Source organism: Dysgonomonas sp. 521 (assembly GCF_010501055.1).
Classification (GTDB): Bacteria; Bacteroidota; Bacteroidia; order Bacteroidales; family Dysgonomonadaceae; genus Dysgonomonas.
This window is the reverse complement of the sequence record NZ_QVMO01000029.1, coordinates 1-14,826: the sequence shown is the minus strand read 5'-3', so window position 1 is coordinate 14,826 and position 14,826 is coordinate 1. Positions and strand designations below refer to the sequence as shown.

Below are 14,826 nucleotides of genomic sequence, written 5' to 3'. Positions count from 1 at the left end.
GAGATTACATATCTTCTATCATGTTCAACATTTTCTCGGTAGCTTTTACAGCCGCCTCAGTCTGGTCGGCGTCAAGGCCTCTTGTTTTGAAGCTCTTGCCGTTAAACTCCCACGTGATAACGGATTGCACCAAGGCATCGGTGCGCCCGCCCGGCGGTATGTAAACGGCATAGTTCACCAGCGTAGGTGTCGGTTTGTTAAGACGCGAATATATCTTATACAAAGCCTTGGAGAAAGCATGGTACTGCCCGTCCCCCGGCGCTGTCCATTCGTGTTCCTGGCCGTCTATCTCAACTTTTACGGTGGCTGTCGGACGTAGACCTTTGGTCAGGATAAATGCAAAAGATAATATCTTGATCCGCTTCTCCTTCTCGTTATTCTTCAATACATCGGAAATGATGTAAGGAAGATCGTCCTGTGTAATGATTTCCTTCTTGTCGCCAAGTTCAATCACCCGGTTGGTCACTTTGAGCATTTCAGCCTCATCAAGCTCAATTCCCAGGGCTTCAATATTCTTCCGAATATTCGATTTTCCGGATAGTTTGCCCAATGCATATTCGCGGACACGGCCAAAGCGTTCAGGGAAAAGATCGTTGTAATAAAGGTTATTTTTATTATCTCCATCGGCGTGAATACCAGCACATTGAGTAAACACATTGTCTCCTACGATTGGCTGATTAGGAGCCACTTTTATGCCAGAGTAGCCTTCTACTACGCGGCTCACCTTATTCATTTTTTCTTCGCGAATCGAGGTTTTCAGTTTCAACTGATCGTGAAAGACAGCGATTACACTTGACAAAGAGGCATTTCCGGCACGTTCACCCAAGCCGTTCATCGTTACATGCACCCCTTTCACTCCCACTTCGGCAGCCACCATTGTGTTTGCCACAGCAAGATCATAGTCGTTGTGTGCATGGAAATCGAAATGCAGGTTTGGATAACGGTTTATCATCCTGCGGCAGCAACGCCACGTACTATGCGGATTCAGTATCCCCAGCGTGTCGGGAATCATAAAGCGTTTGATCGGCAAGTCTTTCATACCATCCATCATGAAATAAACATAATCTTCGGAATTGATGATACCATTCGACCAGTCTTCCAGATAGACATTCACCGTGATACCGAGCTTCTGAGCTAACAGAACCTCTGCCTTAATATCTTCGAGATGCTGTTCCGGCGTTTTACGCAACTGCTCAGTCACATGTTTGTAAGAACCTTTAGTCAGAAGGTTTATGGTTTTGCATCCGGCATCTTTTATCCAGTTGAGGGATGCACCTTTATCAATAAAACCAAGAATCTCTATCTTATCAATATGCCCTATAGCCTTTGCCCAGTTTGCAATTTTTTTTACTGTTTCAAATTCTCCGTTCGAAACGCGTGCCGATGCTACCTCTATACGGTTTACACCGAGGTCACCCAACAGCAGATGAGCTATACTCATCTTTTCCTGAGCCGAAAACGAAACACTGGATGTCTGTTCTCCATCTCTCAGGGTAGTATCCATTATTTCTATCATAGCTAATTTGCGATTTTGATCTTTAACTAAATTTATTTCGTATCGAATTTAACCTGTAATATTCCTACCGCACTATCGCTGCGGGGAGTCATATTCAGTCTTATATCTTTCACTACAAACGAATCGCCGTCAGAGTGTACCAGATTGAACTGGTCTTTGAGCAAGCTGTACGAATCTGTACTATAGAGTGGAAAGTCTACCCATTGTCCGTCTTTGCCTTTATAAGACAAACTCCAGGATTCAGGTATTTGCACACCGCCGTTATCGTCGTACCAATACACCGAAAATGCTTTGATATCAGTAGGATGCTCAAATGTAAACTCTATTGTCTGTCCCACTCCTTTTTGTGGCCATGCTGTCCATCGTTGCACTTTGGTTTCGGAAGAGCTATCCGGGTATTTACCGTCAATAACAGAAAGTACCGATTCGCCATCGTTTGTATGTGATGCTTTTATGTCTTTTACCAGTAAAGAAGCCTCTGAAATATTCGCCATGACTATATCCGCAGAATGGGGAAACCATACATTCATCGAAGATACTCCCCTATTGTTCCATGCATAATACGGCAGCATTTTCAGTTCATCTTTTTGCGTATTTCCATCAGCCTTTACATATCCGGCAGGAATATATAAGGTTTCAATTCCCTGTAATTTTCCTGTGCGTTCCTTGTTTACCTTTGCATCCTGAGAATAATTCTGAATAAAATAACGGTTTAAACCCTCATTATTGTCTACACCTTCAGCGCAATAAACCAACGGCCCCCGGGTTACCGCCACTCTTCCCCTGTCGGCTTCTACCTCATCTATGGCTTGTGTATAATGTACGGGCATAGGTAACCTGAGCTCTATCTTATCTCCTTTTTTCCATTTCCGGTTAATAGAGACAAAGCCTTTGTCGACAGAAACATCCCCTCTCTTATAGTATTTCGGTCCAACCTTTTCATTATTAATATACAATTCGCATAGTTTCAGATTGTTATCTATATAATTATATAATTTACCCGGTACAAACTGTGAACCTGTCCATGTGGGAATACGCATTTTGAGTGTAAACTTCTGGTTCTCCTTTTCCGGGTTTACGATAAAACGGGTTACTTCATCAAAAGGATAATTTGTTACCTGTTCCAGAGCTACATTTCCCGAAACCAATGGAATATCTACCTTACTCCCTGTATAAAAAGAGCAATAGATTTCATTACTCGTATATGCATACATAAGACCGGAAACCTGAGGGATCAGCCTTGCCAGATTTGTAGGGCAACAGGCTGTACCAAACCAGTGAGACCTGTCATTCATACCCTCCGATTCGAGGGGATTCACATAAAAGAATTTATCACCGTCGAGATTCACTCCGGCCAATACATTATTGAGTAATGCTACTTCGGCTACATCCATATATTTTCCGTCTTTTTCAAGTAAAAACATACGATGGTTAAAGAATACATTACCAACAGCTGCACAAGTTTCATTATACGCTTCTTTGTTAGGCAACAAATACTCCGGCCCGAAACCTTCTATACCATGAACAGCACCCAATCCGCCCGTTATATGCATACGGGTATCAACTATATTATGCCATATCTTATGTAAGGCCGGGGATAAAGTAGAATCACCTGTAAGCGAACCAACATCAGACATGCCGGAATACAGGTAAACAGCTCTTACTGCATGCCCTACTGCTTTACGCTGCTCTCTCACGGGGGCATGCTGTTGCGCATATTCCGGAGACATTGTTCCTTCCCCGTCAGGGATGTATGTTACTCCACGAATATCAATGAACTTTTTTGCCATATTCAGGAATAATTCATCGCCTGTTACCCGGTATAGTTTTACTAAAGCAATCTCAATCTCTTCATGGCCGGGAGCCTGGTTTACAGGCTTTCCGTTGTTATAATTAACATCGCCTTCAAAAAAGACCTTATTGATATGCCTGGCACTCTTGATAGCAATATCCAGCAAATTACGCTTCCCTGTAGCCTGATAGTAAGCAGCCGCAGCTTCGTAAAGATGCCCTACATTATAGAGTTCGTGGCTGTGCACCACCCAGGAATAAGGTTTGTCGCCCATGCCTGCACCTCCCCATAGTGGAGCAGTCTTGTACGACCCCGTAATATGTGGAGGATATAGATATCCGTCCTCTTTCTGGGCTTGCGCAATTATATCAGCAATATCATCAATCTGTTTTTCGAGAGCATTATCGCGTTGCATCTTTAACAGGTAAGAAGCACCTTCCAATACCTTAAACAAATCAGATGTATTAAAGCGGCTATCGGAGGGTAAAGGCCCTTCTATACCCTTCAGATAATTTGCTGTACGCCTCAGGTCTTCTACAGCCTCTTGTGTGCGTTCGATAGCAACCGGAACCAAAACATCCTTCTGTATCTTCATCCTGTCACTCCAGAAATGGTCTGTCAGGGTCACTTTCTCAAATGATACAGGGGTAAGGATATCCTGTGAGCATATATTCACAGAAGCAGATAAAAAAATAAGCAGTACAATAATATTTCTCATTCCAATTGTATATTTGAGGTTATATAAGTTTGGTTATCTGTGCTTTAGTTGCCTCCACTTTCAAGTGGAGGAGATAAAGAACCATATTTAAAGGGCTTTAGCCAAAACATTTTGACTAAAGTCTTTTTATGCCGACATTATTATGAGGGTGTCTCAAAAGTATCTTTCCATATCTTTTTGTCATGTTGAACGGAGTGAAACATCTCGTATCTGGTAGCTCGAGATTCTTCGTTGCACTCAGAATGACAAAGAGAGTAACAATTTGATAGAGATGTTTTACTTTTGACACACCCCCCAACTAAAACAAACGCCTTACACTTTTATTCAATATGAACCCTATTATTAATTGATATGTTTTGTTTCTTGTTTTGCATTTGTCTTTTCCGGCTTTTATAGCAATACTATAATGTATGTTCTTTTTCGTATTGCTCGGTCACTTCTTTCTTAGACAATAGGTAATCGATATCGTCGAGTCCTTTAAGCAGACATTCTTTTTTGTAAGGATTTATTTCAAAAAACTCGGATTTCCCTGTTGCATTGTTTGTTATGCTCTGCTTTTCCAAATCTATTGTCAATGTAGCTTTCGGGTCTGCATTTACACTGGCGAATATTTCTGACAGAAATTCCGGTGTAACGATAACAGGCAACACGCCGTTATTTAAGGCATTATTCCTGAAAATATCTGCAAAAAAGCTGGAAACCACTGCCCTGAAACCGTATCCGGCAATAGCCCATGCCGCATGTTCGCGGCTGGAACCGCTACCGAAGTTTTTACCGGCAACAAGTATCTGCCCGCTATAAGTTGGGTTATTCAGTACAAAATCTGTCTTAGGGCTTCCGTCTTTATTGTAACGCCAGTCGGCGAAAAGGTTATCTCCAAAGCCTTCCTTGTCTGTTGCTTTCAGGAAGCGCGCAGGTATAATCTGGTCTGTGTCCACATTCTCTATCGGAAGCGGAACGTATGTCGATGTAAGTGTTTGAAATTTTTCCATTGTGATCAATTTGAAAATTATAAATGCCGCCCCTCCCTACCTCCCCAAAAAGGAAGAGCTGAAAAATACCCTCTTTGTACTCCCTATCTTTCGGCGAGTCTTGGGGAGAGGTGTATTGTTAAAAACCTCTAGGATCTGTTATCTTTCCTGTCACAGCAGCAGCGGCAGCAACCAGCGGGCCTGCCAGAATAGTGCGTGCACCGGGTCCCTGACGACCTTCGAAGTTACGGTTCGATGTAGAAACAGCATACTTACCTGCCGGAACCTTATCATCGTTCATCGCCAGACATGCAGAACATCCGGGTTGGCGAAGTTCAAAACCGGCATCTTTAAGGATGTCATACAGTCCTTCGTCTTTTATTTGTTGTTCAACTTTCCAGCTGCCGGGAACTAGCCAAACCACAACATTATCCGCTTTCTTTTTCCCTTTCACAAAGTTGGCAAATGCGCGGAAGTCCTCAATACGACCGTTGGTACAACTGCCAAGGAACACGTAGTCTATAGCTTTCCCCTCTACTTTCTCTCCCGGCTTAAAGCCCATATAGTCCATCGACTTCTGGAAAGAAATACGTCCGGCTTCATCTATTTCATCCAACGTAGGGATTGTACTATCGATAGCCATACCCATACCCGGATTTGTTCCGTAAGTTATCATCGGTTTGATCTCAGATGCATCAAACGTCAGTTCTTTATCAAATTTTGCTCCTTCATCTGTTTTTAACGTTTTCCAGTAAGCCAGCGCCTTATCCCATTCTTCGCCTTTTGGTGCGAACTCACGTCCTTCCACATAGGCGAAAGTAGTTTCATCCGGAGCTACAAGACCTCCACGCGCACCCATTTCGATACTCAGGTTACACAAGGTCATACGTTCTTCCATCGACATATTGCGGATAGCTTCTCCTGCATATTCTACAAAATAGCCTGTTGCACCGCCTGTAGTCAGTTTTGAAATCATATATAATGCTAAATCTTTAGCGGTAACACCTTCGCCCAGTTTCCCGTTGAAAGTAATGCGCATTGTCTTCGGGCGGGTTTGCAGTATACATTGGGTTGCCAGTACCATTTCCACTTCGCTGGTGCCTATACCGAAGGCTATTGCACCAAATGCTCCATGAGTAGATGTATGGCTATCACCGCAAACGATAGTCATCCCGGGTTGGGTAAACCCGTTTTCAGGGCCAATTATATGTACTACACCATTTTTGGCATGTCCCAGTGGATAATATAAATTAATGCCGAATTCTTCTGCATTTCTGGATAATGTATCCAACTGATTTTTTGAAACAGGGTCTTTTACAGGCTGATCCTGATCTATTGTCGGTGTATTATGGTCGGCTGTAATAGTCGTCTTTTCGGGACGAAATACTTTCAGCCCTCTGGATCTAAGACCGTTGAATGCCTGTGGGCTTGTAACTTCGTGACAGAAGTGACGGTCGATATACAACTGTGTAGGACCGTTTTCTACAGAGGATACCACATGTGCATCCCAGATTTTATCGAATAACGTTTTCATTTTTTTCAAATATAAATAAAAGATAAAAATTATAGCTGTATTTTAAAGTTATAAGCATCAATAGTTTTTATACTTAAGAAAGTAATAAAAAGCGCTGGGTGCTTATTTTTGTTAATTCAGTTTTTTGATTAGTTTTCTGCCCAGATTCTGTCCGGGGACTTCAATTGCTCTATATGTAAAACTGGATATAATAAATGCCGCGATTGTTACGATGATGTACATTAGTACAAAGTTGAGCAGGGATGTACCAAAATCCGATACCGGAATCACATGCGAAAACCCAAATCTGTTGAATAAATATATTACGGCAAAATGTATCAGATACATACTGAAACTAACCTTGCCGACTGCGGCCAGTAAACGGTTCGAAAACAGCCTGAAGTCATATTTGGCCTGAATAATAAGCAATAGCATAAACACCAGGCTAAACATAATATGCTTTGGCACGGCTATATAGCAGAACACAAGCATCATTATAGCCGTATATACCCACGTTACAGGTTTTATATTATGTTCTTGTCTGTTCAGATAAAAATAAGCGATTATTCCTAATGGAAAGACAGATAATTGTACAAAGAAATTATATTCATGAAAATACGGATATATTGTATTCTCCCTGATAAACGGATCGACTATAATAGCCAGTGTCAGTGTAGACAGAAAAAATATCAGAGCTGAATTCATAGTCTTTACCTTACTGCATATAAACGGCAACATGAAATAAAACAGGAATTCCACCGAAACCGACCAGCCTCCCGGCACATAATTATTTGTATATTCAGGTATCAATGCATTGATAAACAAAACATCACTCAGCATGGAACGCAACGGTATCGCCGAAAAATCAGGATTTACAAAATCAAATTGCAGATACTTATCTAACGTAAAATAAATAATAGCAATATAATACATAGGTGCAATCCTAAAAAAACGCCGGATAAAGAAATTCCGGTTTTTATGTGGTTCGTCCAGCCTGTTGTAATACGACATCGTCAGTGTGTATGCACTCGCTATCAGGAACAGTTGAACACCAAAGGCTCCATTAAAAATAACAGATACTAGGAAACTGCCTATTGCAAAATAATCAAGTGTATTATCCAATACAACACCGATGTGAACAAGTACAACCAGAAGAATCGCTATTCCACGTAAACTGTCTATATATTGGTATTTTTTCGGCTCCATATATTTTTTCAAATTATGAGTTATAAATTATGAATTATGAGTTCTAAGTTTGAGATTATAATTCATAACTTAAATTTTATAACTCACAAAAACTTATTTTACAAATTTATTTACTGCATTTATAAAAGCTTCTGCCGATGCCGCCACAATATCGGTATTTGCCGAAAATCCGTAATAGTTTACGCCTTCGTGTTCAACCTGCATGTGTACCTTACCAATGTCGTCACTTCCCTTGTTTATTGCCTGAATCAGGAATTCTTCAATAACCATCTGGCGGCGGATAATTTGTTTTATCGCGCTTATAGCAGCATCCACGGGGCCGTTTCCGGAAGAAGACGCCTCAAACTTTTCGCCTGCGATGTCGAGTCCTACATTCGCTACGTTGCGAATGCCAAGACCGGATATTACCTGCAGGTAGTCCAGTTTTATACGGTGCATCTTATCTGTTTCCTTCCCGGCCAATATCAAAATATCTTCATCTGTAATATCTTTCTTGCGGTCGGCAAGGTCAAGGAAACGGTGATAGTATTCGGCAAGCGTATCATCATCAACTTCAATACCCAGCAAATTTAATCTATTTTTTAATGCGGCACGTCCACTTCGGGCAGTTAATACGATGGCATTGTCATCTATTCCCACATCTTTAGGGTCAATTATCTCATAAGTTGACAAATGTTTCAATACTCCGTCCTGATGGATACCCGATGAATGAGCAAAAGCGTTGCGTCCCACTATGGCCTTATTCGGCTGCACAGGCATATTCATCAGGCTGGAAATCATACGGCTTATAGGATAGATTTTCTGCGTATTTATATTTGTTTCTATATTTAACTCTTTATGGCTCCTGATCGCCATTACCACCTCTTCCAACGAAGTGTTTCCCGCACGTTCGCCTATACCGTTAATAGTCACTTCTACCTGACGCGCACCATTCAAGACCCCCATGACTGAGTTTGCCGTAGCCATACCCAAATCCTGATGGCAATGCGTGGAAAGTATAGCGTTCTTCATATCCACATTGTCTATCAGATATTTTATTTTAGCGCCATATTCGGTAGGCAGGCAATAACCTGTTGTATCCGGAATGTTTACGACCGTTGCGCCCGCGTTTACCACAGCCTGTACCACACGTGCAAGGTAGGCGTTATCTGTACGGCCTGCGTCTTCCGCATAAAACTCGACATCCTCAACAAAACGTTTCGCATACTTTACAGCAGCTACGGCTCTTTCTACGATTTCATCCTGAGTGGAGTTGAATTTATATTTGATATGATAATCCGATGTCCCAATACCAGTATGGATGCGCTTCTTCTTCGCATACTTCAATGCATCTGCCGCTACTTCTATATCTTTTTCCACAGCACGGGTAAGGGCACATATAGTCGGCCATGTTACAGCTTTGGATATTTCGACAACCGAATTGAAATCAACAGGGCTGGACACCGGAAAACCGGCTTCTATTACATCAACGCCGAGTGTTTCGAGGGCTTTGGCTACTTCGATTTTTTCTATCGTGTTCAACTGGCAACCCGGAACTTGCTCTCCGTCTCTTAATGTGGTGTCGAAAATAAATAACTTATCCATAACTGTTTTTTTATTAAATCTAAACTTATTCTACATAAAAAAAGCCTTTCTCATCATTTTAAGAGTGAGAAAGGCCCTAGTTTTTTCTTTATTATTTATACTACATAGCAATGCTCACTCTAAATTTCTCCAGAGCAGAATGAGTGAACTAATAATACTATGTAACTTCATATTTTTTCTAATTGGGTAGCAAAGTTATTTCATTTTTTCAGAAAAACAAATAAAAAGTTTTATTTTTTGAGTTTTTGTGACAAATATTCATTTTAAAGTAGATTGTATGATATCAAAAGTAGATAAACGAGAAACATGACATTGAAATGATATGTTCCCTTTAATAATGCGAATCAGGGGTTGAAAGCATCTCAACACCTGCCTGAAAGGCAGAATCTTCATAACCGTATGCAAGCACAGCGTAGCTTACGGAGCAAGGGGCAATTACACTCCCCCTGCCCGAAGCGGCAGGACACACAGCATGTCCTGTCTTTCAGACAGCTGGTATTACTCATCCTTTTTCCGCAGGTCGATGACCCGCGGTTATGAAGATTTGGCTTTTCAAGCCATTTCTCAACTACTGATTGGCATTAATAATATAAGTAACTGTTTAAATTTTATACGAATATTTTATTATACCTTTTTCTTCGTTCATTTTTCGGCTGTTTTCGGCTGTTTTTTCCTTTCTCTCAACTCAAATAGCCCGCTATTATCGTTTCGAGGAAGAAAAAAACATCGCTAAAACATCGCTAAAAATTTGAACGAATAAAATTTAAACAGTTACTAAATCGAGGTTATCCTGGTCGCATAAAATCTATCTTTCGTGAACACATCAACTTACGTCTAATTCTAACGCGCCCTCCCGGGCTTGTTTTTACTTTTGCATTGCCCAAAAGTAAACAAAAGTCTAGTGCTTCGTCCCTCGGCGACCCAAAACCGCAGCTACGGCTGAACAAAAAGAACTCGCTCCAAATTTTCTGAAATACGAATCTTCAATCAAGCTCAAACAGCTTTTTGTTCCACGCCTCCGCTGACGGATTGGGTACCCCGCCTGCGGAACGTATGCACGGAGTCGCAACGCAACGCCAAGAACTCCGAAAGCGATTATTCTCGTCATGCGTCAGCCAGCGCCGTTAGCAAGCCTACGGGGTACCCACCCGGCGCAGGCGGCGTAGAATGAAGTGCGGGCGCTTTTAATCAAAATCTCCTAACCAGTAGAACGATGAATCCTTCATCACTTCATTCAGCCGGCAAGCCGATGGTGGGTCGTACAGCGAAGCGGGGCGCAATGCTTTTTTGCTTACTTTTCGAGCTTTGGCCAAAAGTAAGGCAAAGAAGTGGAAGTCTATCGGAACGAAGTGGAGATAGACGAGAATTCTGCGCAGATTATTACATAATATAGCCTCGATTTATATCATTAATACCACTTTACATATTTATGCGAATCAAGGTTAAAAAGCACAGTAACTTATTGTCCCGAAGGGACTGAAAGTGGATAACCACGGGTAAAACCCGTGGCAGGAACTGACAGAAGAATATGTCTCCGTAGGAGGCAAATAGCAAAAACAAATGCCATTCGCCTCCTACGGAGACGGCCTCTCCCTATCCGATTTTTCCACGGGTTTTACCCGTAGTTATCCATGATTAGCCCACTTCGTGGACTTAGAACCCTGACTGCAAAACAGAAGATTGATTTATAATAGTATACTTCAACCCTAAGCAACCCTTGATTCGCATTATTTATATAATTACCGACCCGAACCGTTTCAGAACCATTTTGGGTAATCTCATCCAGAAACTGTATATTTGCACTAATAAATAAAATATCACAATGACTACTGCATTTAACAACTATCTGAACAAGCATAATTACCCAAAAATTGATTTAAAAGCCATCCTTTTCGATATGGACGGCGTACTATACGATTCGATGAAGTGGCATGCCAAATCGTGGAAAGAGACAATGGACGAATTTGACATCCCCAGCACTTCCGAAGAATTTTACTTGTACGAAGGCATGGTAGGCAGCCATACGATAAATGACCTGATGAAACGGGAAAAAGGAAGGGAAGCCACAGAAGATGAAATAAAAACAATATATAAACGCAAAACCGAATTATTCTCAAAATACAACGATGGCAGCCTGATCCCTTACGCCTACGATTTTGTAAAGATGGTACACGATGCAGGCCTGACATGTGTAGTTGTCACAGGCTCGGGACAGCCTACATTGATAAATAAGCTGGAACATAACTTTCCCGGCTTGTTCCAAAAAGAGCTCATGGTTACGGCATTTGATGTGAAGCATGGAAAACCGCATCCCGAGCCCTACCTGATGGGATTGGAAAAGGCCGGACATCTAAAACCCAACGAAGCCATCGTGGTAGAAAACGCGCCCAGAGGCGTGGAAGCAGCCGTAGCTGCCGGAATATTTACCATAGCCATAAATACCGGGCCGATGCCGGACAAGGTGCTGGCCGATGCCGGAGCGGATATCGTTCTGCCATCGATGAAGGCATTGTATGACAGATGGGATGAATTATATGGAATAATAAAAGCTACAAAAGTTTAATAACTCTACATATGAGACTGCACTTACATATTTTATTTCTGTTTATTACAGTTTGCGCTTTTTCCCAAACAGTGGAAAAAGAAGACCCTTTCCGTCCTAAATACTACTTTTCTAAATTTCCGGGAGGGAAAAAAGAATTGAATAAGTTTCTGAGCGCTAACATAAAATATCCTGCCTCTGCACAGGAAAGAAGAGTAAATGGTAAAGTAGTAGCCAATTTTACTGTAAATAAAATTGGAGAAATAACCAACGTGAGAATAGCGCAATCACTTGATTCTGCCTATGACAATGAGGTGTTGAGAGTTATAAAACAGATGCCCAGGTTTATTCCCGGCAAAGCCAGAGGAGTCAGCATACCAACTGTCTTTATTGTTCCTTTCTATTTCCGCACATACGGAGCTCCCGACGATAATGCAGATACAACAAAAATGAGGTATTACACCCCGGTATTTCCCGGAGGAATAAATAAGTTTGAAAGTTATCTCATAAACAATATTAAAAGATCATGCAATACCGGGCAAAGTAAAACGCTTAGGGCTAGTTTCAAAATATCCGAAACGGGCAGAATATCTGACATCGGTATACTGTTCAGTGCAGACAGTTGCTTTACACGGAGCGTTATACAAACTTTGGAGGACTCGCCACAGTGGATACAAAAAGAAGGTACACCCTTAGATGTAGATTGGGAACTCAACATTTCATATTACACAGATAGTGAAATAGATTATTTATCCAGTTATGTTTTTGCCCGTGATATTGATATATCCGGGATGCTAATCAGAGATAATGCTATTATAGAGATAGATAAGGACACTTTTCTGTCAGAAAAAATACAAATACTCGACCCGGTTTTGTGCATAATACTACCTCCTCTGGAAACAAATCCGATATAAAAGGATTACACAACAAAGTGACAATATTTCCGTTTTTTAATTAGCAGTTCATTTTTTTTCTATCTTTGTGAACAGTATTTGGTAATAGTCTGGAAAGGAAATGGGGAAACTATACATTGTGCCTACACCCGTAGGAAACCTAGAGGATATGACATTCAGAGCTATCAGGCTGTTGAAGGAAGTATCTCTTATTCTGGCAGAGGATACTCGCACTACCGGAATACTACTCAAGCATTTCGACATCCAGAACAAAATGCAATCCTATCATAAATTTAATGAACATCAGGCTGTATCGCATATTGTAGGCCGCATAAATGCCGGAGAAGATATTGCGCTGGTCTCCGATGCGGGAACCCCGGGTATTTCCGATCCCGGTTTTCTGGTCGTACGCGAATGCGTTGCCGCCGGTATCGATGTAGAATGCCTGCCGGGTGCTACGGCATTCGTACCTGCGCTGGTAGCATCAGGTATCCCATGCGATAAATTTTGTTTCGAAGGGTTCCTCCCTCAGAAAAAGGGAAGGATGACCCGCCTGAAAATACTGGCTGAGGAAAACAGGACTATCGTCTTTTACGAATCGCCTCACAGGATATTGAAAACATTGAACCAACTGTCCGAATATATGGGAGAAGACCGGTATGCAGCCACATGCCGCGAAATCTCTAAAAAGTTTGAAGAAATAAAAAGAGGAACACTCAAAGAATTAATATTACATTATACTGTGAACGAACCGCGAGGAGAGTTTGTTATAATTTTAACAGGAAAAAATGAATAAAATAAAAAAATAGAATCTAACAACTTAAATATTTATTTATGAAGAAGTTAATAGTAGGATGTATGTGTTTAATGGCGCTTGCATCATGTAATGTGAAAAATTCGGATGAATATAAAGCTTTACAGGCTCAGCGCGATTCATTAATGCAGGTTTCGAGCCAAAGTAATACAGAACTGGCTGAGGTAAACGGATTGATAAACGATGTAGAAGAAAATTTCAGACAAATAAGAGAAGCTGAAAAATATCTCTCTATCGAATCGAAAACAAAAGGCGAAATGTCGAATGATACAAAAACCCGTATCAAAGATAATTTCGAAATGATCAATGAAATTCTGAAAAAGAACAAAACCGATATCGATAAGCTGAATCAAAGGCTTAAAAGCAATTCAGGACAAATGTCGGGTCTGAAAGCGACTATCGAACGCTTAAACTCGGAACTGGTGGAAAGAGCAAATACGATCACCGAACTCCAAAAATCATTATCCAGCCGTGATGCTCAGATAGCCTCACTTCAGACAGACGTGAAATCATTGACTGATAATGTTGAAGTACTAAATACTCAAACAGCCGAACAAGCTGCAAAAATCAAAGAACAGGATAAGGAGCTGAACACAGCGTATTATATGTTCGGAACAAGCAAAGAACTGAAAGAAGCTAAAGTTGTTTCGGGCGGATTCCTTGCCTCTCCAAAAATACTGAAAGAAAGCATCGAAAAGAGCAAATTTATAAGGATAGATATACGCGATACCCAGAGCATCCCGGTATATGACAAAAAGGCTAAACTCCTGTCTGACCACCCTAGCGACAGTTATACGCTTGAAAAAGACGCTAAAGGTACAGTTGTGGTAAAAATCACCGATTATAAGAGATTCTGGAGCCTGACTAAATTCTTAATCATAGAAGTAGGTTAATAATGCCAATCAGTAGTTGATAAGTTAAACGTTCAATTCCATTAGTCGTTTTACATACGCTTCGCTCCTGTGAACGTTGTTTATCGTGACTCGGCATAACATGAATTTCTAATTCAGTTCTGCCCTCGCTACTTAAAACGTTCTTTCATTTTTTACATAAAGGCTATCCTAGGCTAAATACTTTAGTTGTAGCTCCCTGCTGCCGCGCCCTCCCGGGCTTGCCCTTCCTTTTGGCATTGCCCAAAAGGAAGCAAAAGGCTAGTGCTTTGTCCCTCGGCGACCCACCAACGGCTTGCCGGCTAAACGGGACGAAACTCGCCTTCGGCTCGGACAACATCCCGTTTCACGCCGCCTGCACCGGGTGGGTACCCCGCCTGCGGAACT

Annotated in this window: 11 protein-coding genes; 4 read left to right on the top strand and 7 right to left on the bottom strand. The window is 41.4% G+C overall.

Annotated features, from left to right (window positions below):
• Positions 1-4: 4 nt before the first annotated feature.
• The 7 genes from D0T84_RS09865 to D0T84_RS22915 form a co-directional block, all read right to left on the bottom strand.
• On the bottom strand, positions 5-1,516 hold the full coding sequence (locus tag D0T84_RS09865; protein WP_163307716.1) for an alpha-isopropylmalate synthase regulatory domain-containing protein: 1,512 nt from the start codon (positions 1,514-1,516) through the stop codon (positions 5-7).
• Positions 1,517-1,548: 32 nt separating this feature from the next.
• Entirely contained in the window at positions 1,549-4,026 is a 2,478-nt protein-coding gene (locus tag D0T84_RS09860; RefSeq protein WP_163307715.1) for a glycoside hydrolase family 127 protein, read from the bottom strand.
• A gap of 401 nt (positions 4,027-4,427) precedes the next feature.
• The gene (leuD, locus tag D0T84_RS09855) at positions 4,428-5,018 is read right to left on the bottom strand and encodes a 3-isopropylmalate dehydratase small subunit (protein WP_163307714.1); all 591 of its coding nucleotides are present in this window, start codon (positions 5,016-5,018) and stop codon (positions 4,428-4,430) included.
• Positions 5,019-5,136: 118 nt separating this feature from the next.
• Complete coding sequence (gene leuC, locus D0T84_RS09850; RefSeq protein ID WP_163307713.1) at positions 5,137-6,531, bottom strand: 3-isopropylmalate dehydratase large subunit; 1,395 nt, start codon at positions 6,529-6,531, stop codon at positions 5,137-5,139.
• Between the two features lie 111 nt (positions 6,532-6,642).
• A complete protein-coding gene (locus D0T84_RS09845; RefSeq protein WP_163307712.1) occupies positions 6,643-7,716 on the bottom strand; it encodes an acyltransferase in 1,074 nt (357 codons plus the stop codon).
• Positions 7,717-7,809: 93 nt separating this feature from the next.
• Positions 7,810-9,300: a 2-isopropylmalate synthase gene (locus D0T84_RS09840; protein ID WP_163307711.1), complete on the bottom strand. Its 1,491-nt coding sequence runs from the start codon at positions 9,298-9,300 to the stop codon at positions 7,810-7,812.
• A gap of 1,184 nt (positions 9,301-10,484) precedes the next feature.
• Positions 10,485-10,613: a hypothetical protein gene (locus tag D0T84_RS22915; protein ID WP_255495297.1), complete on the bottom strand. Its 129-nt coding sequence runs from the start codon at positions 10,611-10,613 to the stop codon at positions 10,485-10,487.
• A gap of 509 nt (positions 10,614-11,122) precedes the next feature.
• Between D0T84_RS22915 and D0T84_RS09835 the strand changes: the two genes are divergently transcribed.
• The 4 genes from D0T84_RS09835 (at position 11,123) to D0T84_RS09820 (ending at position 14,442) form a co-directional block, all read left to right on the top strand.
• Complete coding sequence (locus tag D0T84_RS09835) at positions 11,123-11,863, top strand: HAD family phosphatase (RefSeq protein ID WP_163307710.1); 741 nt, start codon at positions 11,123-11,125, stop codon at positions 11,861-11,863.
• 11 nt (positions 11,864-11,874) lie between these two features.
• Complete coding sequence (locus D0T84_RS09830; RefSeq protein ID WP_163307709.1) at positions 11,875-12,756, top strand: energy transducer TonB; 882 nt, start codon at positions 11,875-11,877, stop codon at positions 12,754-12,756.
• Positions 12,757-12,856: 100 nt separating this feature from the next.
• Positions 12,857-13,531, top strand: coding sequence for a 16S rRNA (cytidine(1402)-2'-O)-methyltransferase (gene rsmI / locus D0T84_RS09825; protein WP_163307708.1), 675 nt, complete (start codon positions 12,857-12,859; stop codon positions 13,529-13,531).
• Between the two features lie 38 nt (positions 13,532-13,569).
• Positions 13,570-14,442: a hypothetical protein gene (locus D0T84_RS09820; RefSeq protein WP_163307707.1), complete on the top strand. Its 873-nt coding sequence runs from the start codon at positions 13,570-13,572 to the stop codon at positions 14,440-14,442.
• The last annotated feature ends 384 nt before the right edge of the window (positions 14,443-14,826 follow it).

What these genes read in the sequence shown, in the direction of transcription:
- D0T84_RS09865 (WP_163307716.1), bottom strand. Translation starts at nt 1,516, where the DNA reads ATGATAGAAATAATGGATACTACCCTGAGAGATGGAGAACAGACATCC.
- D0T84_RS09860 (WP_163307715.1), bottom strand. Translation starts at nt 4,026, where the DNA reads ATGAGAAATATTATTGTACTGCTTATTTTTTTATCTGCTTCTGTGAAT.
- leuD (WP_163307714.1), bottom strand. Translation starts at nt 5,018, where the DNA reads ATGGAAAAATTTCAAACACTTACATCGACATACGTTCCGCTTCCGATA.
- leuC (WP_163307713.1), bottom strand. Translation starts at nt 6,531, where the DNA reads ATGAAAACGTTATTCGATAAAATCTGGGATGCACATGTGGTATCCTCT.
- D0T84_RS09845 (WP_163307712.1), bottom strand. Translation starts at nt 7,716, where the DNA reads ATGGAGCCGAAAAAATACCAATATATAGACAGTTTACGTGGAATAGCG.
- D0T84_RS09840 (WP_163307711.1), bottom strand. Translation starts at nt 9,300, where the DNA reads ATGGATAAGTTATTTATTTTCGACACCACATTAAGAGACGGAGAGCAA.
- D0T84_RS09835 (WP_163307710.1), top strand. Translation starts at nt 11,123, where the DNA reads ATGACTACTGCATTTAACAACTATCTGAACAAGCATAATTACCCAAAA.
- D0T84_RS09830 (WP_163307709.1), top strand. Translation starts at nt 11,875, where the DNA reads ATGAGACTGCACTTACATATTTTATTTCTGTTTATTACAGTTTGCGCT.
- rsmI (WP_163307708.1), top strand. Translation starts at nt 12,857, where the DNA reads ATGGGGAAACTATACATTGTGCCTACACCCGTAGGAAACCTAGAGGAT.
- D0T84_RS09820 (WP_163307707.1), top strand. Translation starts at nt 13,570, where the DNA reads ATGAAGAAGTTAATAGTAGGATGTATGTGTTTAATGGCGCTTGCATCA.